Genomic DNA, 22,030 nt, shown 5'->3' with positions numbered 1-22,030 from the left:
CATAACAAGGAACGTCCCGCCATGCATCGCCGCAGCCTGCTGCAAGCCCTCGCCGCCGCACCCTTCGCCAGCCTGCCGCTCGCGGCACAGGCGGATGAAGCATGGCCCACCCGCCCCATCCGGTTGCTGGTGGCCTATGCCCCGGGCGGCGGCACGGACAACGTGGCCCGCGTGGTGGCGGCGCGGCTGCAGGCCGTGCTGGGCCAGGCGGTGGTGGTGGAGAACAAGCCGGGTGCCGGCGGCAACCTGGCCACCGACCAGGTCGCCGGGGCCAAGCCGGATGGCTACACCCTGCTGGTCGGCAATCAGGGGCCGATGACGGTGAACCAGTCGCTGTTTCCCAACATGCGCTTCGACCCGCTGCAAACGCTAGACCCGGTGGCCCTGCTGGCGGACGCCCCGCTGGTGGCGGTCGCCGGCCCCGGCAGCCAGGCGCGCGATCTGACGGCGCTGCTGGCCGAGGCCAAGGCGGCCAAGGGAGCCTTCGCCTATGCGTCCGCCTCCAACGGCTCGGCCAGCCATCTGGCCGCGGCGCTGATGTTCCAGATGGCGGGGATCGAGGCGGAGCACCTGCCCTTCCGCGGCGCCGGCCCCGCGCTGAACGACGTGGTGGCGGGGCACATCCCCTTCATGATCACCACCCTGCCATCCGTGGTCGCGCTGATCCAGGGCGAGCTGGTGCGGCCGCTGGCGGTGACCGGCGAACACCGCATCGCCGCCCTGCCGGAGGTGCCCACCGTGGCCGAGGCTGCCCTGCCCGGCTACCGCGCCTCCGCCTGGTACGGCATCCTGGCGCCCAGGGGCACGCCCGCCCCGATCCGCGCCCGGCTGGAGGCCGCCATCGCCGACAGCCTGACCACCGAGGAGGTGGCCCGCCGCCTGCGCGAGGAAGGCGCCGAGCCGTCCCGCATGGGCGGCACCGCGCTCGGCCGGTTCATGGGCGAGGAGCGGTTGCGCTGGGCCAGGCTGGTCAGCGACGCCAGGATCGCGGTGGACTGAGGGCCGCCGCGCCCCGGGGTGGCGTGGCGCCACCCCGGCCGCCTCAGGCGGCGTCGCGCCGCCGCACGCCCAGCTCATCCAGCGCGCCGCGCATGGCGCCGAGCGCGAAGCGGATCTCGTCCGGCCCCACATGGCCGATGCAGCCGATGCGGAAGGTCGGCTCCACCGTGTTGTGGAAATTGCTGATCAGCACGCCGCGCCGCTTCAGCGCGTCGACGAAGCGCTGAAGCCCGAAGCCCGGATGCTCCGGCTGGTGGAACAGCGCGATGATCGGCCCCTGCTGCTTCCAGTCGAGATAGGGCTTCAGCCCCAGCGCGCGGCCGCCCTCGTACAGGATGCGGCAATTCTCGCGGTAGCGGGCGAGGCGCGCCGGCTGCCCGCCCTCGGCCAGGAAGATGTCGAGCGCGATGCCGAAGGCATGCAGCGCCTGCACCGGCGGGGTGAAGCGGAAGCTGCCCCAGCCGGCGCGCTGCGCCGTAGCATACACGTCGGCCAGGTCGAAGGACCAGGAGCCGGCCTGGCCCGCCGCCTGCTCGACGCGCTCGACCGGGCAGATGGCGAAGCCGAGGCCGGGCAGGCCCTCGATGCATTTGTTGGAGGTGAACACCACCGCGTCGACCTCCGGCTGCGCCTTCAGGTCGAAGGGCAGCGCGCCGAAGGCCGAGACGGCATCGACGATCATGCGCCGGCCGTGTTCCCGCACCACGGCGCCGATCGCCGGCACGTCATTGACGATGCCGCTGCCGGTTTCCGAATACACCACGCCGACATGGGAGATCGCCGGGTCGGCGGCGAGCGCCAGGGCGATCTCGGCGGGCGTCACGCCGCGTGTATCCGGGCAGGGAAGCGTGACCACGGCGCGCCCGGCTTCCCGCGCCAGCCGCGCCATGCGCTCGGCATAGGCGCCGTTCATCGGGATCAGCAGCCTGCCGGCGCCGGGCTGCCCCTGAGGCGGGATAAAGGAGCGGATCGCCGCCTCGGTGATGAAGTGGCCGGCCCCCTGCAGCGGCAGGCAGGCGTGCTGGCCGGCCACGCCGCCGGCCACGTCGCGCAGCTTCTCGCGGATGGCGATGTATTCGGGAAAGAAGTCGCGGTCCCACGGGGCGATATCCACCGCCATGGCAGCCCGCACTTCGGGACGGGTCTGCACGGGACCGGGTATCAACAACAACATCTCGGATGTTCCTGCTAGGCGTTTCGGGTGGCCATCCGGAAGCCGGCGGGCCCGACCCGCGCCTCTGCACAAACAGCCATCCTCAGGCTGCCTGCTTTGGCTGGCAAAAGAAAGGCAGGAGGCACACATGAAAAACGCGCCTCAACCTTGCGGCGAGGCGCGTTCCGTTCCGTTCCGGGCCGGGTGGTCCGGCTCAGCGGCCGGACATGATCCGCTCCACCAACTGCTTCACCGACGGGATGAAGCCGTTGGAGTAGAACGGGTCCTGGCCGAAGCGGTAGGCATTGTGGCCGGCAAACATCAGGTTGTGCTCGATCGCGCCATCATGCGCGATGTCCTGCAGCGTCTTCTGGATGCAGAAGGAGCGCGGATCGGCCTTCTTGCCATTGCTGTAGTCGGGCGCGTGCTGCGTCCAGTTGGAGAACCGGCAATGCGAAAGGCAGCCCATGCAGTCGGTCTGGTCCTTCAGGATCTCCCGCGCATTCTCGGGCGTCACGAAGACCAGGGTGTTGTCGGGCGTGCGCAGGGCCTCGGTATAGCCCTGGGCTTCCCACTGATTCACCCGCGCCAGGTCGCCCGGTGCCAGCCAGACTAGGCGCTTGCGTGGGCCCACGCCATATTCAGCGGTGTGCTCGCCGACCGGCTCGGGGCTGATCGCCACCTGCCGCTCGTTGCGGGCCTCAAGGTCCTGCAGGAACTCGTTGCGCACTGCCGAGGAATAGAAGCCGGTGGGCGAGAAGGGCTGCAGCAGCACGTCGCCGGGCTTCAGCGTCAGCAGGCGCTGCTTCCAGGCCTCGCTGATCGGGCTTTCCTGGGTCAGCAGCGGGCGGGTGCCGAACTGAAAGGCGATCGGGCCGAGTTCCGGATTGTCGATCCAGTCCTCCCATTCCTCCAGCCACCAGACGCCGCCCGCCATGATGATGGGCACCTCGCCCAGGCCGAATTGCCGCATCTGCTGCCGGAGCTTCAGCACGCGGTCGTAGGGGGCCTCGGGCTTGTGCGGGTCCTCGGAGTTCGACAGGCCGTTATGGCCGCCGGCCAGCCAAGGGTCCTCATACACCACGCCGCCCAGCAGCTCGGACACCTTGCTGTAGGAGCGCTTCCACAGCGCCGTGAAGGCGCGGCCGGAAGACACGATCGGATAATAGAACACGCCGAATTCGCGGGCGATCTCGGCCAGCTTGTAGGGCATTCCGGCGCCGCAGGTGACGCCGTTGATCAGGCCCTTGGCGCCTTCCAGCACGCCGCGCAGGATGCGCTCGGCGCCGCCCATCTCCCACAGCACGTTGATGTGGACCCGGCCCTGGCCGTTGGACCGCTCATAGGCTTCGCGCGCCTGAGTGATGCCGCCGGAGATGCCATAGGCCACCAGTTCCTCGTGGCGATCGCGCCGGGTGCGGCCGTGATACACCTGCCGGATGACGTTGCCGTCCCCGTCATAGCTGTCGGCGTTGACGCCGGAGAAGGTGCCGACGCCGCCGGCGCCCGCCCATTCGCCACAGGACGCGCCGGTGGAAACCGCAACACCCTTGCCGCCTTCCACCAGTGGAAGAACGTCCACACCGCCCATCCGGATCGCGTTGATTGCCTTCACCGCAGCTTACCGTCCCTGCAAACTATTTTAACGATAGCGTCACTTAGGGAGGCCTGCACGGAATCTCAGACCTCTCCCTGAAATTTTTTGAAATCTTTGGTGAGCGCGACCGGTCACGGTCGCGCTCCCATTGGCCGGAAAACCGATCAGTCGAAGTCCCGGCGCGGACGGCGCTCACGGCGTTCGCCGCGAGGCTCGCGCTCACCCCGGGGCTCGCCGCCCTCGCCGCCTTCGCCTTCGCCGCGCGGGCGGCGGGCGCCGACCTGTTCGGTGATGTCGGCGCCGGTGGCCTGGTCCACCACGCGCATGGACAGCTTCACCTTGCCGCGGTCATCAAAGCCCAGCACCTTCACCTTCACCTTGTCGCCCTGCTTGACGATGTCGGTGGTCTTGTTGACGCGCTCGTTCGACAGCTCGGAGATGTGGACCAGGCCGTCCTTGGCGCCGAGGAAGTTCACGAAGGCGCCGAAATCGGCCGTCTTCACCACGGTGCCGTTGTAGATCACGCCGATCTCGGCCTCGGCCGTGATGCCGCGGATGCGGTCGATCGCGGCCTGGGTCGCCTCGGGGGAGGTGGACGCGATCTTGATCGTGCCGTCATCCTCGATGTCGATCTTGGTGCCGGTGGTCTCGACGATGTCGCGGATCACCTTGCCGCCGGTGCCGATCACTTCGCGGATCTTGTCCTTCGGCACCTGGATCACGGTGATCTTCGGCGCGTTCGCGGCCACGTCCGTGCGGGCGCCGGTCAGGCCCTTGGCCATCTCGCCCAGGATGTGGAGGCGGCCGCCCTTGGCCTGCTCCAGCGCGATGCGCATGATCTCGGGCGTGATGGAGGTGATCTTGATGTCCATCTGGAGGGCGGTGATGCCCTCCTCGGTGCCGGCCACCTTGAAGTCCATGTCGCCGAGGTGATCCTCGTCGCCCAGGATGTCGGACAGGACGGCGTAGCCCTTCTCCTCCTTGATCAGGCCCATGGCGATGCCGGCGCAGGGGCGCTTCAGCGGCACGCCCGCATCCATCAGCGACAGCGAGGTGCCGCAGACGGTGGCCATGGAGGAGGAGCCGTTCGACTCGGTGATCTCGGAGACCACGCGCATGGTGTAGGGGAAGGTCGACTTCTCCGGCAGCAGGCGCTTCATGGCGCGCCAGGCCAGCTTGCCATGGCCGATCTCGCGGCGGCCCGGGCTGCCCATCCGGCCCGTCTCGTTCACCGAGTAGGGCGGAAAATTGTAGTGCAGCATGAAGTTCTCGCGGTACTCGCCGGCGAGCTGGTCGATGATCTGCTCATCCTGGCCGGTGCCCAGCGTGGCCACGCAGAAGGCCTGGGTTTCGCCGCGGGTGAACAGCGCCGAGCCGTGGGAGCGCGGCAGCACGCCGACCTCGGCCATGATCGGGCGCACGGTCTTGGTGTCGCGGCCGTCGATGCGGATACCGGTGTCGAGGATGGCGTTGCGGACCACGTCCGCCTCCAGCTCCTTCAGCAGGCCCTTGGCGGCCTCGGCCTCCTCCGGCGACAGCTGCGCCAGGATCGCCTTCTTGGCCTCGCCCACCTTCTTCTGGCGGAGAAGCTTCTGGGTCTCCTTGTAGGCCTCGCCGATCGAGGCGGAGCCCAGCTCGGCCAGCTTCGTCTTCAGCGCGGCCGTTTCGGCGGATTCCTCGGGCAGGTCCCAGGGCTCCTTGGCGGCGCGCTCGGCCAGCTCGATGATGCCCTCGATCACCGGCTGGAAGCCCTTGTGGCCAAAGGTCACGGCGCCCAGCATGTCGTCCTCGGACAGCTCGCTGGCCTCCGACTCGACCATCAGCACGCCCTCGGCGGTGCCGGCGAGCACCAGCTCGAGCTTGGAGGTCTTCATCTGCTCCAGCGTCGGGTTGAGGACATAGGCGCCCTCGATCAGGCCGACGCGCGCCGCGCCCACCGGGCCGAAGAACGGAATGCCCGACAGCGTCAGCGCGGCGGAGCAGCCCACCATCGCCACGATGTCCGGATTGTTCTCCATGTCATGCGACAACACCGTCGCGATGACCTGCACCTCGTTGCGGAACCCTTCCGGGAACAGCGGGCGGATCGGGCGGTCGATCAGGCGAGAGATCAGCGTCTCGGCCTCGGAGGGACGCCCCTCGCGCTTGAAGAAGCCGCCCGGGATCTTGCCGGCCGCGAAGGCCTTCTCCTGGTAGTTCACGGTGAGCGGAAAGAAATCCTGCCCCGGCTTCACCGAGCGGGCGCCCACCACGGTGCAGAGCACGATGGTGTCGCCGAGACGGGCCATCACGGCGCCGTCCGCCTGGCGGGCAACCTTGCCCGTTTCCAGCGTCAGCGTCTTGCCGGCCCAGTCGATGTCCTTGCGGAAGTAGTTGTCGAACATGAATCGTCCTTGGCATCGCGGTCCGCGGCATGGTTCTGCCTGCGGGCCTGGCGTCCCCCCGCCGGGCAGTGCCGCGGGCGGGGTCCTTGTGGGGCGATGCGGACAGCGGCGAACACCGAACCGGGATCTCGCCCCCTCAAGGGGCAATCGGCGTCTCGGGCGGCATGGGGTGGCCGCGGGAACCGCGGAACGCACCATGTGGCCGGAAACGCCGCCACGCGTCCCTGAAGGGGGTCGCGCCCGGTGCAGCCTCGTGCTCCCCGCTCACCGGCGGGTCCGGGCCATCCGAGTCGGGCGGCCCGCGCGGCGTTATGAACGCTCATTCACCGGGATGCCATGGAAAAATCGGCCGGCGCCCCAGAGGAAGCCGTCCGGCGCGGCCAAGTCCGCGCCGGTCTCAGCGCCGCCGCGGGGCGGGTGGGACCGCCGCCCGCAAGGCCGGATTGCGGCCGGAGCGGCAGGCATCGGAGCAGTAGCGCACCTGGTCCCAGTCACGCGCCCATTTGCGCCGCCACGCGAAGGAGCGGCCGCAGGCGGCGCAGATCTTCTGCGGCAGGTGCGGCTTTTTGTGCGCCATGGAGGGGCTGTTTCCACGAAAAAGGGGCGGAGCCTCGCGGCCCCGCCCCCTTCAACGCCGATCCGGCGGGTTCAGGCGGCGCTCTTCAGCGCCGCCGCCTTCACCTCGTCGCTCACCGCGCCGGCAAAGCTCTCGAAGTTCTTCTCGAACAGCGACACCAGGTGCTTGGCCTGCTTGTCATAGGCCGCCTTGTCGGCCCAGGAGTCGCGCGGGTTCAGCACTTCGGCCGGCACGCCGGGCACGTTCTGCGGTACGGCGAGGCCGAAGAACGGATCGGTCGCGAACTCGGCCTGCGCCAGCGAGCCGTCCAGCGCGGCGCGCAGCAGGGCGCGGGTGTGCTTGATGCTCATGCGCTGGCCGGTGCCATAGGCGCCGCCGGTCCAGCCGGTGTTCACCAGCCACACCTGGGCGCCGTGCTGGGCGATCAGGTCGGCCAGCATCTTGCCGTACACTTCCGGGTGGCGCGGCAGGAAGGGGGCGCCGAAGCAGGTGGAGAAGGTGGCCTGCGGCTCCTTACCCAGGCCCTTCTCGGTGCCCGCCACCTTGGCGGTGTAGCCGGACATGAAGTGGTACATCGCCTGCGCCGGCGTCAGCCGGGCGATCGGCGGCAGCACGCCGAAGGCGTCCGCCGTCAGCATCACCACGTTCTTCGGCAGGCCCGCCTGGCCGCCCGGCACCGTGTTCGGGATGAACTCGATCGGGTAGCAGGCGCGGGTATTCTCGGTCAGCGAGCCGTTGTCGAGGTCGAGGTTGCCGCGCTCATCGGCCACCACGTTCTCCAGCACGGCGCCGAAGCGGTGGGAGGCGTCCCAGATCTGCGGCTCGGCCTCCTGGGACAGCTTGATGACCTTGGCGTAGCAGCCGCCCTCGAAGTTGAACACGCCCTTGGGCGACCAGCCATGCTCGTCATCGCCGATCAGCGCGCGCTCGGGGTCGGAGGACAGCGTGGTCTTGCCGGTGCCGGACAGGCCGAAGAACAGCGCGGTGTCGCCATTCTTGCCGACATTGGCCGAGCAGTGCATCGGCAGCACGCCGCGCGCCGGCAGTAGCCAGTTCATCACCGTGAAGATGCTCTTCTTGATCTCGCCGGCATAGGAGGTGCCGGCGATGCAGATGGTCTTCTGCGCGAAGGAGAGCCCGATGAGGGTGGTGGAGTTCGGGCGGCCGCCATGCTCCGGCTTCGCCTCCATCTCCGGGGCGTGCAGGATGGTGAAGTCCGGGGCGAAGCCTTCCAACTCCCCGACCGGCGGGCGGATGAACATGTTGCGGGCGAACAGGGCGTGCCACGCATTGGTGGTCACCAGCCGGACCTTGATGCGGTGCTCGGGATCAGCGCCGGCATACAGGTCCTGGGTGAACAGCTCCTTCCGCTCGCCCAGCCACTTGCGGGCATCGGCGGTGAAGGCGGCGAACTTGGCCGGATCCAGCTTCTGGTTGACCTTGCCCCACCAGATCTCCTTGGAGACCTCCGGGTCCTCGGCCACGAACTTGTCGGCGACGGAGCGGCCCGTGTGCACGCCGGTCACCGCCATGAAGGCGCCGTCGGCGGACAGCCGGCCCTCGCCGCGGCGCAGCGCGTGGGCGTACAGCCCGGCGGCGGTCAGGTTGGGGTGAATGGCGAAGGAAGAGGTCACGCCCGTCCCTGCGAGAGCCTGGGCGGCGGGAACGGTGTTCGGCGTGGTCATCAGCGGGTCATCTCCGGTCAAGGCGCTGTTCCTCCAGGGAAAGGCCCCGGGGCAGTAGCCATTGATTGTCCTCCGAAAGGTCCGCATCTCGTACACCATCGTACCGCATGGGCACCGTTTCCGGCAGGCAGGCGGACCCTAGGGCAACGCAACTTCCCGGGTCAACGTTCGTGTAGTCGTCATATTGCCGTACAAGATCGCAGGCTCTTCGGTCATGAAGTTCACTTTTTGAGAAGCGTTCGGGCCTTATCCGCCGCCGCCACCAGTGCATCCCGCAGGCTCGAAGCATCAACCACGGGTAGCTTGAACGTCACCCGGCAGCGCCGGTCCTCCCCCGCGACGAGGTCGCAGCCATCCACGTCGCAGGCCGCCATCCGCCACTCGCCGGAGAGCTGCCCGGCCAGTGCAATCGCCATGTTTTCAAGTACATCGGGGTGATCTTCGTTCATGTGCGCACATACCCCCGCCTCGGCCTCGGCGATGGCCCGGACGGAGACGGGATCGGGCAGCAGATCGGCCAGCCGGAGCCGGAACGCCGCGGCGAACCCTCCCACCACCTGCGTGCCCCCGAGCTTCACCCGCCAAAGGGAGAAGTCGCTGAAATGGGCGTACAGGGCGGCATAGGGATGCAGGGCCAGCCACCGTGCCTTCAGCGCAGGAATGTGATCGGGCTCCACCCGCTCGGCCAGGCCGGTCACAGTGACGCGAGGGGCGGTTTGCGGGTTCGCCTCCGTGGCCTGGCCCTGGATCAGCAGGGCGCAGCGCGGCTCCGCCTGCAACTGCCGCGTGTGCTCCGACAGGCTGGACAGCCACAGCAGCGGCGACAGGTCCGGCGCCATGGCCGGCGTCACCAGGCTGGCGAAGGGCTGCCCGTCCCGCTGCGTCGCCAGCACCGCGGATCGCGCGCCGCGCAGCAGCGCCCGGGCCGTCCAGGCGGCCTCGGCCTTGTCCATCATCCGAATCACCCCTTATCCACCATCTTGCGGCCCGCCCCGTGCCACAATCGTCGCGTATCTTACACTGTGCCGCAGGGGCTATCCTTGTTCTCGCCCGGCGCCGCAGAAGGACCTCAGGAGCCGCACCCCATGCCCGCCACGATTGCCCTGGTCGATGACGACCGCAACATCCTGACCTCGGTGTCGATGACCCTGGAGCAGGAAGGCTTCCAGGTGCGGACCTACACCGATGGCGAAAGCGCCCTGCAGGGGCTGTTGTCGCGCCCCGCCGACCTCGCGGTGCTGGACGTGAAGATGCCGCGCATGGACGGGATGGAGCTGCTGCAGCGGCTGCGCCAGCGTTCCTCCATGCCGGTGATCTTTCTCACCTCCAAGGATGAGGAGCTGGACCAGCTGATGGGGCTGCGCCTCGGCGCCGACGACTACATCACCAAGCCCTTCTCCCAGCGCCTGCTGCTGGAGCGCATCCGCGCCCTGCTGCGCCGCAACGAGGCGAGCCGCGCCGAGGGCTCGGGCGCGCCGCCCTCCGGCGTGATCACCCGCGGCGAGCTGGTGCTGGACGAGACCAAGCACACCTGCACCTGGAAGGGCCAACCGGTGCAGCTGACGGTGACCGAGTTCCTGCTGGTGAAGACCCTGGCCCAGCGCCCCGGCATGGTGAAGAACCGCGACCAGCTGATTGACGCGGCCTATGGCGAGGCGATCTACGTCGATGACCGCACCATCGACAGCCATGTGAAGCGCGTACGGAAAAAATTTCGCCAGGTGGACGACGACTTCTCGATGATCGAGACGCTGTACGGCATCGGCTATCGCTACAAGGAAGGCTGATGCCGGGGAACACCAGGTCAGGGACCGTCCATGCCTGATGCCAGCGGCCGCCCCGCCGAGGCTGCCCCCATGGTCACCCGGCCCGAGCAGACGCGGTTGCGCGGCTCGCCGCTGCTGCGCCGCATCCTGCTGCTCAACGCGGTGGCGCCGGCCCTGCTGGCGGCGTCGCTGCTGTATCTCGACCAGTACCAGAACGGCCTGCTCTCGGCCGAGGTCGAGAGCCTGCGCACCCAGGCCCGGATCTACGCCGGCGGCATCGCCGAAGCGGCGGCGCGGGTGCAGGACGACCGCCCGGTGCTGGTGCCCGACGTGGCGCGGCCCCTGCTGCGCCGGCTGGTGGAGCCCAGCCCCAACACCCAGGCCAAGCTGTTCGACACCACCGGCCTGCTGGTGGCCGACAGCCGGGTGCGCGAGGGCCAGGGCGGCGCCATCGTCACCGAGCCGCTGCCGCCCCCCGAGCCGCGCTCGGCCTTTTCCGGCACGCTGGCCTCCATCTATGACCGCATCCTGGCATGGCTGCCGCGCTGGCGCAGCGGCGGCGGTGGCGAGGTCGTGGTGGACGTCACTCCCGGCGCACCCTCCTTCGACTGGCAGCCCGCCCTCGGTCCCGACCGGCAGCAGGAGCTGCGGCTGGCGCTGGAAGGCGGCGTGCGCCCCTATATCCGCCGCACCAATGAGGGGCGGCTGCTGGTGTCGGTGGCCGAGCCGGCGCGGCGCGGCAGCCAGAGCGTCGGCATCGTGCTGCTGACCCGGGAAGCGCGGCAGGTGGATGAGCGGCTGCTGGAAATCCGCTCCTCGGTGCTGGCGCTGTTTCTGCTGGCGCTGCTGCTGACGGTGGCCGCGTCCTTCTATCTCGCGCGCACCATCGCCTCGCCGATTCTGGCGCTGGCTGGCGCCGCGGCGGCGATGCGGCAGGGCAAGGGCCGTGCCGGGTCGGTGCCGGTGCCGCTGCTGGCGCGCACCGACGAAATCGGCATCCTGGCGCGCGACCTGCAATCCTCCGCCACGGCGCTCTGGGCCCGCATCGACCAGAATGAGCGCTTCGCCGCCGACGTGGCGCATGAGCTGCGCAACCCGCTGACCTCCGTGCGCTCGGCGATCGAGACCTTGCGGCGCATCGAGAATCCGGACCACCAGAAGCGCCTGCTGGCGATCATCGCCGATGATGCGGTGCGGATGGATCGCCTGATCGCCGACATCGCCGATTCGTCGCGCGTCGATGCCGAGCTGTCGCGCACCGCCTCCGAGCCCGTGGACATCGCGCCGATCCTCCCGGCGCTGGCCGAGCTGCACAACACCACCCGCAAGCCGGAAGACCCGGAAGTGATCCTGGAGATGCCGCCGGGGCCCATGGTGGTGCGCGGCGTCGAGGGCCGGCTGGTGCAGGTGTTCCGCAACCTGCTGGGCAACGCCATCTCGTTTTCCCCACCCAATGGCAAGGTCTGGCTGCGCGCCCGCCCGGCCGGCAGCGTGATGGAGTTCACCGTGGAGGATGAGGGGCCCGGCATCCCGGAAGCCAAGCTGGACGGCATTTTCGCCCGCTTCTATTCCGAACGGCCGCAGGGCGAGCAGTTCGGCAAGCATTCAGGCCTCGGCCTGTCGATCAGCCGGCAGATCGTCGAGGGGCTGGGTGGCCGCATCGCCGCCGAGAACCGGCGGGGCGAAAACGGCAAAATCGCCGGCGCCCGCTTCGTGGTGCGGCTGCCGCTGGGTTAAGGCGGCCCGGTGTCCCGGGCTGCCCGCGATCTCAGGACGCGAGCGCCAGCGCGGGCTCCGCCAGGCCCAGCGCCCGGGCGCGCTCCGCGATGCTGGCGCTGTTCACCGCCGACCGGCTGGTGAACGGCCGGGCATCAAAGAACAGGCAGTGTCGGGCGACACCAGCAGATCGCGCTGCGGCAGGTTCTCACCCAGCGCGCTCATGCGGATGCGGACCGGCATCGCCTTGGCCGGCCTCTGCACCGCCGCCGGGTCCACGACGCGCTGGCCCAGCCACGTCACCCGGGCGGAACCCAGCGCAGGTGGTCACCTCATCGCCTACCCGCAGCGCCTCGATCGTCACCGGGCCACATAGCATCATCAACTGGGTGCCGCGCAGGAAGCAGAAACCAAGGTCAGGCCTCATTAATCAGATCGGGATCTCTCCTCGAGTGCCTCGGCGCGACAGAGGGACAACTTTATCCGTACGGCCGGGAACCTTCGCTCCCGTCTGACGTCTGGTCAGTGGCTCAGGCGCCCGGCATCGCCAAGCCATCAGACAGGCAGCGGGTCAGGACCTCGGATGAACAACTTTAACACCATCGTCACCGTGCTTGGGGCCGCCACCCTGATGCTGGGGCTCGGCTCCAAGCGGCTGTCCCGCAGCCTGCTCCCTCCAACGCTGCTGGCCTTGGCCATCGGCGTCCTCGTTGGCCCCGAAGTCTTCAACCTGATCGACGCCGAAGCGACGGGGGACCGCGCTACCCTGATGGAGAAGGCCGCCCGCCTGACGCTCGGTATCGGCCTCGTGGGCGTGGCGCTGCGTATCCCGGGCAGCTACCCACGCCAGAACTGGCGTGAGATGCTCCTGCTCATTGGCCTCGCTATGGTCCTGATGTGGGCCATCAGCACGGCCTTGGTTTTCCTGATCCTGGGGCTCCCCTTCTGGATGGCCGCGCTGATCGGCGCCATCATCACCCCCACCGATCCCGTGGCCGCGAGCCCCATCGTCACCGGCCAGGAGGCCAAGGAGAACATCCCCGAGCCCATCCGCCACGCCATCTCCTTCGAGTCCGGAGCCAATGACGGGCTGGGCTACCTCTTCGTATTCCTGCCCTTTCTGATACTGACGCGGCCCGAGGGCGAGGCGCTCATTCACTGGCTGACCAAGACGCTTCTATGGGACGTGGGCGTGGCCACTCTGTTCGGGCTCGCGATCGGCTACGGCGCAGCCAGGCTCCTGCAAGCAGCGGAGCGGCGCGATGCGATCAAGAGCGAGTGGCGCCTCGTCTATACAGTGGCGCTCGCCCTGCTCGCGGTGGGCGCGGGACGGCTGATCAAGAGCGACGAGGTGCTCTTGGTCTTTGCGGCCGGCGCCATGTTCACGCAGGTCATCAGCCAGGATGACCGCCAGAACGAGGAGCATGGACAGGAGGCCGTGAATCGCTTCTTCGCCATCCCGATCTTCATTATGCTGGGAACCGTGCTGCCCTGGAAGGGCTGGCTCGACCTGGGCTGGAGCGGGCTGCTGCTCGTGGTCGCTGTTCTCCTGCTGCGCCGCCCGCCAGTGCTCTTACTCCTGCGCCCCTTCCTTCGCGACGTCCACACCCCCTCGGAGGCGCTGTTCATGGGCTGGTTCGGACCTATTGCAGTGGCCGCCATCTACTACGCATCGCTGATGGAGCACCGAACAGGAGAGCCCGTCATCTGGCACGCCGTGAGCCTGGCGATCTGCGGATCGGTCGTGGCGCATGGCATCACAGGAGCACCGCTGACCCTGGCGCTAGGGCGGCGGCTCGGGCAGCAAAAGGCGGGATCGGAGGGCTGAGGCGAGCAAGCGCACCCACTGATGCGGTCGTCGCAGCCAGGACATGACCACCGCAGCCAAGGCGCGGGCCGAGAGGAACACCTTGGCGCAGCGGTCGTGACGCGTAGCGATACGACGCCAGTCCTTTGGCCGAGCAGACAGGTTCTCGATGCGGTGGCGCTGACGATAGAGGACCGGATCATGAGGGATGGGGAGCTTGCGCCCCTTGCGGGAGGGGATGCAGGCTTCGATACCGCGATCTGCCAGAGCCCAACGAAATCAGTCCGCGTCATAGCCCCGGCCGGCGATCAGCGCCTTGGCCGAGGGCAGCGAAGAGAGCAGCGCCTTGGTTCCGAGACAGTCGCATCGCGGGCCGGCGCTGAGGAGCATGCCCACCGGCCGGCTCTCGGCATCAGTAGTACCAGGGAGCTTGGAGTCCAGCCCTCGCTTTGTTCGACCGATGAAGCGGCCTCGCTTGTTGCCAGAGCCCCCTGTTGAGCATTGAGGCTCGCGGCGGTGCGGTGCGCCTGAGGTGGGTAGCATCGATCATAATTGTGTCGTTGTCCTGACCAACCTTGGCGGGCTCGAGCAGCATCCATGCGAACACGCCCTGCGGCTCCAAAGGAGCCAGCCATTGTCGAGGGCCATTGGCAGGCCATAAGCTGCGGGCGCATCGCACCAGCGCAGACCATTACGGTTCACAAAGATGATGCCGCTCAGCACCCGCCGGTCATCCACCCGCACCTGGCCACGCGGCTTCGGAAAGAACGGCCGCAGACGCTCCATCTGCTTGTCGGTGAGCCAGAACGAGTCGGCCATGATCCACTTCTCTTCAGGAGGAGCTGTGAATCACAGCGTAGTGCTCCAGGCGAGATCGTTTATGGGGCCTGATCCTCGGTCATCTTCCCGTTCTGGAAGCTGAAGCTCTCGGCTTCAGCCCGGCGCCGACGTTGAAGCTGGCAGAGATGGCGCCGGGAGCGTTGGTGAAGGTCAGGGCATCCATCGATTGATTATGCTGGCGGCTGCGGATCCAGCAGCGCCGGCCGAGTTCCGAACGCTGAAGTTCTGCACTCGAGTTCTCCACAATATAGATGTTTACAATCCACATTTATTGTTGAGGAGCAAGCATCTTTCATGAGCCACGATTGAGGATGGATCCTACAGCACTACAATATCCTTGATATACTCATGTGGTCATGGATCTGGTCATAGGCAAATTCCCAGAAACCCCCAAATTTCAACCTGAAGTAGTCCAGTTCTCCTGCTTCCACACTCGCCCAGGAAATGTCATATTTCACCAGATTTCAGCACCACCCCCCCGAAGCGGAGCCGGAAGTCGATATGTTGCTGCATGGGAGCTGCGCGGCCTCGCAGGGGGCCGGCGTGCTGTTCCTGGGTCCTCCGGGATCCGGCAAGTCCGATCTGGTGCTCCGGCTGATGCAGCTCGGCTGGGCGCTCGTGGCCGATGATCAGGTTTCGCTGCGTGAGGCGGAGGGCACCGCCCTGGCCACGGCGCCGGACGCGCTGGCCGGGCTGCTGGAGGTCCGCGGCGTCGGCATCTTCCAGAACCTGCCGCATGGCCCGGCCCCCCTTCGCTTGGTGGTCGACCTCGCGCCGCAGGCAGCCATTCCCCGGCTGCCGGAGCCGTGCCGCTTCGCGGTGCCCGGCGGCAGCCTGCCCCGTCTCGCGCTCCATGCCTTCGAGGCTTCCGCCCCCGCCAAGCTCAGCCTGGCGCTGGCCGCGGCCGAGGCCCGCATGACACAGCGTGCCGGGGCCTTCGCGGCGTGAGCCCCGCGGCAGCGTCGCGCCGGCCGGTGGTGGTGGTCACCGGCTTGTCCGGCGCCGGCAAGGCCACCGTGCTGCGCATTCTGGAAGACCTCGGCTTCGAGAGCATCGACAACCCGCCGCTGGCGATCCTGGAAGACGTGGTGCGTGACGGCGGCACCGTGCCGCTGGCGGTGGGCGTCGATGCCCGCACGCGCGGCTTCGACGCGGCCGAGCTGCTGGCGCTGCTGCACCGCCTGCGCCAGGCACCTGGCACCGCCGCGGAGCTGTTGTTTGTCACGGCGGAGGAGGCGGTGCTGCTACGGCGCTTCTCGGAAACCCGGCGGCGGCATCCCCTGGCGCCCGGCGGCCCCCTGGGCGGCTCGGTGGCGGACGGGATCGCGCGGGAAAGCGCGCTGCTGGCGCCGCTGCGCGACGATGCTGACTGGGTGGTCGACACCAGCGAGCGGCCGCTGCCGGATCTGCGACGGCTGGTGGAGCGGCATTTCCGCCCCGCCGGCGACGCTCTGCCGGGCCTGGCGGTGGCGGTGATGTCCTTTGCCTTTCCGCGCGGATTGCCCCGGGAGGCGGATCTGGTGTTCGATCTGCGCTTCCTGCGCAATCCGCATTACGACCCGGTGCTGCGGCCGCAGACCGGGCGCGACGCGGCGGTGGCCGGGTTCATCCGGCAGGACCCGGATTTTGATCCATTCTGGCAACGCATGACGGCGCTGCTGGACCCGCTCTTGCCGCGCTATGCCGCGGAGGGCAAAAAATACCTGACGGTCGCTCTTGGCTGCACGGGAGGCAAGCATCGCTCCGTGCTGATGGCCGAGATGCTTTCGGCGCATCTTGCCGAACAGGGTTGGCGCGTCGATCTAACTCACCGAGAACTGCGTGCCTTGCAGGCCCCCAGCATGGGGGCCATGGGTGCGGGAGGCGGCGAACAGAATGTCGCCCCGCCGCTCAGCGCAACGGGTCGGGAGGCCCCTTCTACTTGTACCACTTAACGGCGTACCCCTCATGATCGGCATGGTTCTGGTCAGTCATGGCCACCTCGCCGAGGAATTCCGTTTGGCGATGGAACACGTGGTCGGCCCGCAGCCGCAGGTCGAGACGGTCTGCATCGGTCCCGATGACGACATGGAGGCGCGCAAGCGCGACATCCTCGGGCGCGTCGCCGCCGTGGATCAGGGCGATGGCGTGGTGATCCTGACCGACATGTTCGGCGGCACCCCGTCCAATCTGGCCACGGCGGTGGCGCAGGGGGATGGCCATCCCGGCTGCCCGGTGGAAGTGATCGCCGGCCTCAACCTGCCGCTGCTGGTGAAGCTGGCGCGGATCCGCAGCGCCGAGACTTTGGGCCCGGCGGTGGAGCACGCCATGATGGCGGGGCGCAAATACATCGCCTGCGCCACCCCGGCCCGCTGTGCCGCGGCGAATGCCATGGCCTGCGTCAAGCCGGCCTGAACCACGGCGCCGTGGCGTCACCGAAGGAAATCCCGACATGAACAGCCCGTTCCGGCGCCCGGTGCCCGTTCTGGCTCCGTCCGACACCCTGGGCGGCCAGCCCGCGCTTCCGCCGGCGGCCGGGCAGGAGGCCAGCAACCCCCTGCTGCTGCGCCGCGTGGTGCCGGTCATCAACAGCCGCGGCCTGCACGCCCGCGCCGCCGCCAAGCTGGTCTCGCTGACGGAGCGTTTTTCTGCCTGCGTGACCGTCGGGCGCGATGGCCAGAAGGTGCCGGCATGCTCCATCATGGGGCTGATGATGCTGGGCGCGGGCAAGGGGAGCGAAGTCGTGGTGGAAGCCGAAGGGTGGGACGCCAGGGAAGCACTGGATGCGGTGGCCGGCCTGATCGAGGCCGGTTTCCATGAAGACTGAGAAGCGCGAGAAGACCCCGCCCGCCACCTCCCTCCACGAGCCTGCCCGGCGCCTTCCGCGCAAATCGCGCGAGGCGCGCTTCTCCGGCATCGCCATCAGTCCCGGCGTCGCCATCGGGGCGGTGTTCGACACCAGCGAGCCGCCCGCCCTGGCACCCCGCCGCGTCGTCACCGAGGCGCAGGTGGAGGGGGAGCGGCAGCGACTCGACGCCGCCGTGGCGGCCAGTCGCAAGCAGATCTCCAAGCTCAAGGCCCGCCTGGGCGTGCTGCCTGAGGAAGCGCAGGAGGAGCTGGAGCCGCTGCTCGACGCCTATGCCATGATGCTGAGCGGCAGCCGGCTGATCCGCGGCGCCCGCCGCCGCATCGCCGAGGAGCTGCTGTCGGCCGAAACGGCGGTGAATGACGAGGCGGAAGCCATCGCCGGCGCCATCCTGGCGGCCAAGGACGATGACAAGGCCGGGCTGCGGCGCCGCGCCGGCGAGGTGCGCGAGATCGGCCGCCGCCTGACCCGCAACCTGACCGCGACCCCGTTCCGTTCCCTGAAGGAAGTGCCGGCCGGCTCCATCCTGGTGGCGGAGGAGCTGACCCCGGCCGATGCCGCGCTGCTCGACCCCACCCGCATCGCCGGCGTCGCTACCGAGGAAGGCGGCTCGGACGGCCACACGGCCATCATGCTGCGGGCGCTGGGCATCCCCTCCGTGCTCGGCTGCACCGGCCTGACCGAGGCGGCGCGGCGCGGCGACGAGGCGGTGCTGGATGGCGGCGCCGGCACCGTGGTGCTGCGCCCGGGCGCCGCGGCGCTGGAGGCCGGGCGCGACGCCCTGGCCGGCTATGCGCGGGAGAAATCCCGCCTGGCCAAGCTGCGCCGCCTGCCTGCCATCACCGTGGACGCGGAAGAGGTGGAGCTGCAGGCCAATCTGGAAATCCCGGCCGAGCTGCCGCTGATCGCGCAGGCCGGCGCCCAGGGGATTGGGCTGCTGCGCACCGAGTTCCTGTTCATGAACCGCGAGGACCTGCCGGACGAGGAAGCCCAAGTCGCCGCCTACACCCAGGTGGTGGAGGCCATGGCGGGCGACGGCGTCACCATCCGGGTGCTGGACTGGGGCGGCGAGAAGGACATGCAGGCGCTGGCGGACGGCATCGAGCCGTTCCATGCCGGCCCCAACCCGGCGCTCGGCCTGCGCGGCATCCGCATGCTGCTGAAGAAGCCGGATCTGCTGGAAGCGCAGTTCGCCGCCATCCTGCGCGTCGCCGGCGCCACCGCCAGCCCGATCCGGGTGCTGCTGCCCATGGTCACGGTGCCGGAGGAGGTGCGGCAGGCGCGCGAGATCTATGACCGCGTGGTGCGCCGGCTGCGCCGCCGGGGCGTGCCGCTGCCGGACAAGCTGCCGCTGCTCGGCGCCATGATCGAGACGCCGGGCGCGGCGCTGGCGGCGGACGCCATCGCCCTGGAGGCGGATTTCTTCGCCATCGGCACCAATGACCTCGCTATGTACACCCTGGCGGTGGACCGTGCGGAAACCGAGGTGGCGCATCTCTATGACCCGCTGCATCCCGCCGTGCTGCGGCTGGTGCAGTTCGCTACCGAGGCGGCGCTGCGCCTGCGCATGCCGGTCTCGGTGTGCGGCGAGATGGCGGGCAATCCGCGCCTGGTGCCGCTGCTGCTCGGCCTCGGCATCCGCACCCTGTCGATGAACGCCAGCGCCATTCCGCGGGTGAAGCAGGTGGTGCGGACGCTGAAGATCGATGATTGCGCCCGCTTCGCCCGCCGCGTCATGGAGCAGGGCGACCCGAAGCGGATCCAGGAACTGGTGATGGGCTTCGGCGAGGGTGGCGCCGATCGCCACTGAGTGGATGTCCGAACCCGGAGGCAAAATGCCCGAAGCCCTTTCCCCGCCGGTGATCGGCGCCCCGCACATGTCGGAAGCGGAGTTGGCGCTGTTCCGCCAGGTGCTGGCGGAGGGCCACCGCCGCTACGCCGAGTTCGGCACCGGCGGCTCCACCCTGGAAGCGGTGCGCCAGGGCTTCGACGCGGTGGTGGCGGTGGATTCGGACCGCAACTGGGTGAGCGCCCTGCGCAGCCATGCCGAGCTGCGCCCGGCGATCCGGGAAGGCCGGCTCAACATCCTGCACGGCCAGATCGGCCCGACCGGCGCCTGGGGCGGACCCGTGGGCACCGACAGCATGAAGCTGTGGCCGAACTATGTGGCGACGCAGTGGAAGGCCTGGGCGGAGCGCGACGAGACGCCGGATCTGTTGTTCGTGGATGGCCGGTTCCGCGTCGCCTGCGCCTTGTCCGCGCTGCTCGCCTGCCCGGCGGCGCCGCCGCGCCTGATGATGCACGACATGGTGGAGCACCGGCTGCGCGGCTACGGCGCCGTGCTGGAGTTCTACGACGTGGAGGCGAAGGCCGCGTCGCTCTGGGTGCTGCGGCCCCGCCCGGGGCCGGATCCGCTGCGTCTCCTGCCGGCCTTTCTGCAGCATCTGCTGACCTTCGGATGACCACATAAAGACATTCTTATGTCTTTCGAACAGGGCTGGTCCTCAGGCCTCGGCCCGTGCTACCCGGCGCGTCATCGTCTGGAGAACACCCATGCCCGACACGAACGCGACCGGCTTCAACGACTTCAAGGTGAAGGACATCTCGCTGGCCGAATGGGGCCGCAAGGAGATCTCCATGGCCGAGGACGAGATGCCCGGCCTGATGGCGATCCGCGAGGAATACGGTCCGTCCCAGCCGCTGAAGGGCGCCCGCATCGCCGGCTGCCTGCACATGACCATCCAGACCGCCGTGCTGATCGAGACGCTGACCGCGCTCGGCGCCGAGGTGCGCTGGTCGTCCTGCAACATCTTCTCCACCCAGGACCACGCCGCGGCCGCCATCGCCGCCGCCGGCATCCCCGTCTTCGCCTGGAAGGGCATGAACGAGGAGGAGTTCTGGTGGTGCATCGAGCAGACCGTCCGCGGGCCGAATGGCTGGGACATCAACATGATTCTCGATGACGGCGGCGACCTGACCGTGCTGATGCACGACAAGTACCCCGAGCTGCTGACGAATGTGCGCGGCCTGTCGGAGGAAACCACCACCGGCGTCCACCGCCTGTGGGAGATGGCCAAGAAGGGCACGCTGAAGGTGCCGGCCATCAACGTGAACGACAGCGTGACGAAGTCGAAATTCGACAACCTGTATGGGTGCCGCGAGTCGCTGGTGGACGCGATCCGCCGCGGCACCGACGTGATGATGGCCGGCAAGGTCGCGGTGGTCGCCGGCTATGGCGACGTGGGCAAGGGTTCGGCGGCGTCGCTACGCAACGCCGGCTGCCGCGTGATGGTGACCGAAGCCGACCCGATCTGCGCCCTGCAGGCCGCGATGGAAGGCTATGAGGTCGTGACCATGGAGGATGCCGCGCCCAAGGGCGACATCTTCGTCACCGCCACCGGCAACGTGGACGTCATCACGCTGGACCACATGCGCGCGATGAAGCACCGCGCCATCGTCTGCAACATCGGCCACTTCGACTCCGAGATCCAGATCGGCGCGCTGCGCAACTTCCAGTGGGACAACGTCAAGCCGCAGGTGGACGAGGTGATCTTCCCCGACGGCAAGCGGCTGATCGTGCTGTCGGAAGGCCGCCTGGTGAACCTCGGCAATGCCACCGGCCACCCGAGCTTCGTGATGTCGGCCAGCTTCTCCAACCAGACGCTGGCGCAGATCGAGCTGTGGACCAACCACAAGAACTACGAGTGCAAGGTCTACACCCTGCCCAAGAAGCTCGACGAGAAGGTGGCGTCGCTGCACTTGGCTAAGGTCGGCGCGCAGCTCACCAGGCTGTCGCAGCAACAGGCCGAATATATCGGCGTGCCGGTGAACGGTCCGTTCAAGCACGAAGAATACCGCTACTGATCCTGCGGCGGCGGCTCCGGCCCCGCCTGCCGCCAGCGGTTCCGCCGGCGACGGCCTCCGCTGTGGCCCGTTGCCCTCCCGTGCCCGCCGGAACAATCCGGCGGGCCGTTTTGCATTCCGGGCCCGCATCTCCGCCGGCACCACGGGCGGCGCCGAATCGCGGCATTTCCCCTTCGCCGGCCTCAACTTAATCGGGTGGTCAGCCGCGTGAGCTACAACTCGGAGGAATAGACAACCGGACGAAATTGCCTTTCGGTAGCGCTCTCCATAATGTTATGAGAATGCCGAGGCGGCATAAAGCGTCATCGCGGAACAGGATGCAGGCATGAGTGGTCGAGCGCGGTGCGTGATCACCTTCGGAACATACGATCTTTTTCACATCGGCCACCTGCGCATCCTGCAGCGCGCCCGCGCCCTCGGCAGCCGGCTCGTGGTGGGTGTTTCCACCGATGCGCTGAACTATTCCAAGAAGGGCCTCCGCCCGGTGTTTCCGCAGGACGAGCGGATGTCCATCGTCGCCAGCCTGCAGCACGTCGATGAGGTGTTCGCCGAGGAAAGCCTGGAGCTGAAGGGCGAGTACATCCGCCACTACCGGGCCGATGTGCTGGTGATGGGCGATGACTGGGCGGGCCGGTTCGACCAGTACAAGGACATCTGCGAGGTGGTGTACCTGCCGCGCACCGAGGGCATTTCCACCACCTCCATCAAGCACGGCTTGGCGCGTCCCGCCCTGGCTCCGGTGGTGCAGGCGGTTTCCTGAGGCCACGCGCGTGCCGATGCCGCCATCCCGCCTCCCT

At 68.5% G+C, this 22,030-nt stretch carries 19 protein-coding genes and 1 pseudogene; 12 read left to right on the top strand and 8 right to left on the bottom strand.

Going from position 1 to position 22,030, the window contains the following annotated elements:
- Window positions 1-21: 21 nt before the first annotated feature.
- On the top strand, window positions 22-999 hold the full coding sequence (locus D2K64_RS05575) for a Bug family tripartite tricarboxylate transporter substrate binding protein (RefSeq protein WP_238384029.1): 978 nt from the start codon (window positions 22-24) through the stop codon (window positions 997-999).
- A 43-nt stretch (window positions 1,000-1,042) separates the two neighbouring features.
- Here D2K64_RS05575 and D2K64_RS05570 read toward each other — a convergent pair whose 3' ends face one another.
- The 6 genes from D2K64_RS05570 to D2K64_RS05545 all read right to left on the bottom strand — a co-directional run bounded on the left by D2K64_RS05570 (window position 1,043) and on the right by D2K64_RS05545 (window position 9,351).
- The gene (locus D2K64_RS05570) at window positions 1,043-2,173 is read right to left on the bottom strand and encodes a 2-aminoethylphosphonate--pyruvate transaminase (protein ID WP_120007195.1); all 1,131 of its coding nucleotides are present in this window, start codon (window positions 2,171-2,173) and stop codon (window positions 1,043-1,045) included.
- A gap of 193 nt (window positions 2,174-2,366) precedes the next feature.
- Window positions 2,367-3,767 carry an NAD(P)H-dependent flavin oxidoreductase gene (locus D2K64_RS05565; protein ID WP_120007194.1) on the bottom strand — a complete coding sequence of 467 codons (1,401 nt, stop codon included), beginning with the start codon at window positions 3,765-3,767 and terminating at the stop codon, window positions 2,367-2,369.
- 146 nt (window positions 3,768-3,913) lie between these two features.
- Entirely contained in the window at window positions 3,914-6,133 is a 2,220-nt protein-coding gene (gene pnp, locus D2K64_RS05560) for a polyribonucleotide nucleotidyltransferase (protein ID WP_120007193.1), read from the bottom strand.
- 397 nt (window positions 6,134-6,530) lie between these two features.
- Window positions 6,531-6,710, bottom strand: a complete 180-nt coding sequence (locus tag D2K64_RS05555) for a DUF2256 domain-containing protein (protein ID WP_120007192.1) — start codon at window positions 6,708-6,710, stop codon at window positions 6,531-6,533.
- A gap of 71 nt (window positions 6,711-6,781) precedes the next feature.
- The gene (locus D2K64_RS05550) at window positions 6,782-8,395 is read right to left on the bottom strand and encodes a phosphoenolpyruvate carboxykinase (protein ID WP_120007334.1); all 1,614 of its coding nucleotides are present in this window, start codon (window positions 8,393-8,395) and stop codon (window positions 6,782-6,784) included.
- Window positions 8,396-8,616: 221 nt separating this feature from the next.
- Window positions 8,617-9,351, bottom strand: a complete 735-nt coding sequence (locus tag D2K64_RS05545; protein ID WP_238384028.1) for a HugZ family pyridoxamine 5'-phosphate oxidase — start codon at window positions 9,349-9,351, stop codon at window positions 8,617-8,619.
- A 129-nt stretch (window positions 9,352-9,480) separates the two neighbouring features.
- Here D2K64_RS05545 and D2K64_RS05540 point away from each other — a divergent pair, with 129 nt between their 5' ends.
- Entirely contained in the window at window positions 9,481-10,182 is a 702-nt protein-coding gene (locus D2K64_RS05540) for a response regulator transcription factor (RefSeq protein ID WP_120007191.1), read from the top strand.
- Window positions 10,183-10,212: 30 nt separating this feature from the next.
- Window positions 10,213-11,898 carry a sensor histidine kinase gene (locus tag D2K64_RS05535; protein ID WP_120007190.1) on the top strand — a complete coding sequence of 562 codons (1,686 nt, stop codon included), beginning with the start codon at window positions 10,213-10,215 and terminating at the stop codon, window positions 11,896-11,898.
- A gap of 102 nt (window positions 11,899-12,000) precedes the next feature.
- On the opposite strand, the gene D2K64_RS25385 is transcribed toward D2K64_RS05535, so the two are convergent.
- A complete protein-coding gene (locus D2K64_RS25385; RefSeq protein WP_274379290.1) occupies window positions 12,001-12,180 on the bottom strand; it encodes a Hint domain-containing protein in 180 nt (59 codons plus the stop codon).
- A 328-nt stretch (window positions 12,181-12,508) separates the two neighbouring features.
- On the opposite strand from D2K64_RS25385, the gene D2K64_RS05520 reads away from it, so the two are divergent.
- A complete protein-coding gene (locus D2K64_RS05520) occupies window positions 12,509-13,705 on the top strand; it encodes a cation:proton antiporter domain-containing protein (protein ID WP_157985733.1) in 1,197 nt (398 codons plus the stop codon).
- 33 nt (window positions 13,706-13,738) lie between these two features.
- Here D2K64_RS05520 and D2K64_RS05515 read toward each other — a convergent pair.
- A pseudogene (locus tag D2K64_RS05515) lies at window positions 13,739-14,503 on the bottom strand (IS5 family transposase); the annotation flags it as partial.
- 522 nt (window positions 14,504-15,025) lie between these two features.
- Here D2K64_RS05515 and D2K64_RS05510 point away from each other — a divergent pair.
- From D2K64_RS05510 to D2K64_RS05475, 8 genes are all read left to right on the top strand, one after another.
- Entirely contained in the window at window positions 15,026-15,472 is a 447-nt protein-coding gene (locus tag D2K64_RS05510; protein WP_120007186.1) for an HPr kinase/phosphorylase, read from the top strand.
- Complete coding sequence (gene rapZ / locus D2K64_RS05505; RefSeq protein WP_238384027.1) at window positions 15,469-16,458, top strand: RNase adapter RapZ; 990 nt, start codon at window positions 15,469-15,471, stop codon at window positions 16,456-16,458. Before D2K64_RS05510 ends, rapZ begins: the two co-directional genes overlap by 4 nt.
- Window positions 16,459-16,471: 13 nt before the next feature.
- Window positions 16,472-16,918, top strand: a complete 447-nt coding sequence (locus D2K64_RS05500) for a PTS sugar transporter subunit IIA (protein WP_120007185.1) — start codon at window positions 16,472-16,474, stop codon at window positions 16,916-16,918.
- A 37-nt stretch (window positions 16,919-16,955) separates the two neighbouring features.
- Window positions 16,956-17,330 carry an HPr family phosphocarrier protein gene (locus D2K64_RS05495; protein WP_120007184.1) on the top strand — a complete coding sequence of 125 codons (375 nt, stop codon included), beginning with the start codon at window positions 16,956-16,958 and terminating at the stop codon, window positions 17,328-17,330.
- Entirely contained in the window at window positions 17,320-19,179 is a 1,860-nt protein-coding gene (gene ptsP, locus D2K64_RS05490; RefSeq protein WP_120007183.1) for a phosphoenolpyruvate--protein phosphotransferase, read from the top strand. The genes D2K64_RS05495 and ptsP overlap by 11 nt, the downstream gene beginning before the upstream one ends.
- 25 nt (window positions 19,180-19,204) lie before the next feature.
- Window positions 19,205-19,831 carry a hypothetical protein gene (locus D2K64_RS05485; RefSeq protein WP_157985732.1) on the top strand — a complete coding sequence of 209 codons (627 nt, stop codon included), beginning with the start codon at window positions 19,205-19,207 and terminating at the stop codon, window positions 19,829-19,831.
- Between the two features lie 91 nt (window positions 19,832-19,922).
- The gene (gene ahcY / locus D2K64_RS05480) at window positions 19,923-21,233 is read left to right on the top strand and encodes an adenosylhomocysteinase (protein ID WP_120007181.1); all 1,311 of its coding nucleotides are present in this window, start codon (window positions 19,923-19,925) and stop codon (window positions 21,231-21,233) included.
- A 325-nt stretch (window positions 21,234-21,558) separates the two neighbouring features.
- A complete protein-coding gene (locus D2K64_RS05475) occupies window positions 21,559-21,993 on the top strand; it encodes an adenylyltransferase/cytidyltransferase family protein (protein WP_120007180.1) in 435 nt (144 codons plus the stop codon).
- Window positions 21,994-22,030: the final 37 nt, after the last annotated feature.

This window comes from Teichococcus vastitatis (genome assembly GCF_003604215.1).
GTDB lineage: Bacteria > Pseudomonadota > Alphaproteobacteria > Acetobacterales > Acetobacteraceae > Pseudoroseomonas > Pseudoroseomonas vastitatis.
Note: the sequence above shows the minus strand (reverse complement) of the source record. Positions and strands in the feature narration are given on the sequence as shown.

Bases quoted from the DNA above. Each gene is read 5' to 3' on its own strand.
- D2K64_RS05495 (WP_120007184.1), top strand. From the start codon at position 16,956: ATGAACAGCCCGTTCCGGCGCCCGGTGCCCGTTCTGGCTCCGTCCGAC.
- D2K64_RS05555 (WP_120007192.1), bottom strand. From the start codon at position 6,710: ATGGCGCACAAAAAGCCGCACCTGCCGCAGAAGATCTGCGCCGCCTGC.
- D2K64_RS05550 (WP_120007334.1), bottom strand. From the start codon at position 8,395: ATGACCACGCCGAACACCGTTCCCGCCGCCCAGGCTCTCGCAGGGACG.
- ahcY (WP_120007181.1), top strand. From the start codon at position 19,923: ATGCCCGACACGAACGCGACCGGCTTCAACGACTTCAAGGTGAAGGAC.
- D2K64_RS05500 (WP_120007185.1), top strand. From the start codon at position 16,472: ATGATCGGCATGGTTCTGGTCAGTCATGGCCACCTCGCCGAGGAATTC.
- D2K64_RS05475 (WP_120007180.1), top strand. From the start codon at position 21,559: ATGAGTGGTCGAGCGCGGTGCGTGATCACCTTCGGAACATACGATCTT.
- ptsP (WP_120007183.1), top strand. From the start codon at position 17,320: ATGAAGACTGAGAAGCGCGAGAAGACCCCGCCCGCCACCTCCCTCCAC.
- D2K64_RS05540 (WP_120007191.1), top strand. From the start codon at position 9,481: ATGCCCGCCACGATTGCCCTGGTCGATGACGACCGCAACATCCTGACC.
- D2K64_RS05570 (WP_120007195.1), bottom strand. From the start codon at position 2,173: ATGTTGTTGTTGATACCCGGTCCCGTGCAGACCCGTCCCGAAGTGCGG.
- D2K64_RS05520 (WP_157985733.1), top strand. From the start codon at position 12,509: ATGCTGGGGCTCGGCTCCAAGCGGCTGTCCCGCAGCCTGCTCCCTCCA.
- pnp (WP_120007193.1), bottom strand. From the start codon at position 6,133: ATGTTCGACAACTACTTCCGCAAGGACATCGACTGGGCCGGCAAGACG.
- D2K64_RS05535 (WP_120007190.1), top strand. From the start codon at position 10,213: ATGCCTGATGCCAGCGGCCGCCCCGCCGAGGCTGCCCCCATGGTCACC.
- D2K64_RS05575 (WP_238384029.1), top strand. From the start codon at position 22: ATGCATCGCCGCAGCCTGCTGCAAGCCCTCGCCGCCGCACCCTTCGCC.
- D2K64_RS05545 (WP_238384028.1), bottom strand. From the start codon at position 9,351: ATGATGGACAAGGCCGAGGCCGCCTGGACGGCCCGGGCGCTGCTGCGC.
- D2K64_RS05510 (WP_120007186.1), top strand. From the start codon at position 15,026: ATGTTGCTGCATGGGAGCTGCGCGGCCTCGCAGGGGGCCGGCGTGCTG.
- D2K64_RS05485 (WP_157985732.1), top strand. From the start codon at position 19,205: ATGCCCGAAGCCCTTTCCCCGCCGGTGATCGGCGCCCCGCACATGTCG.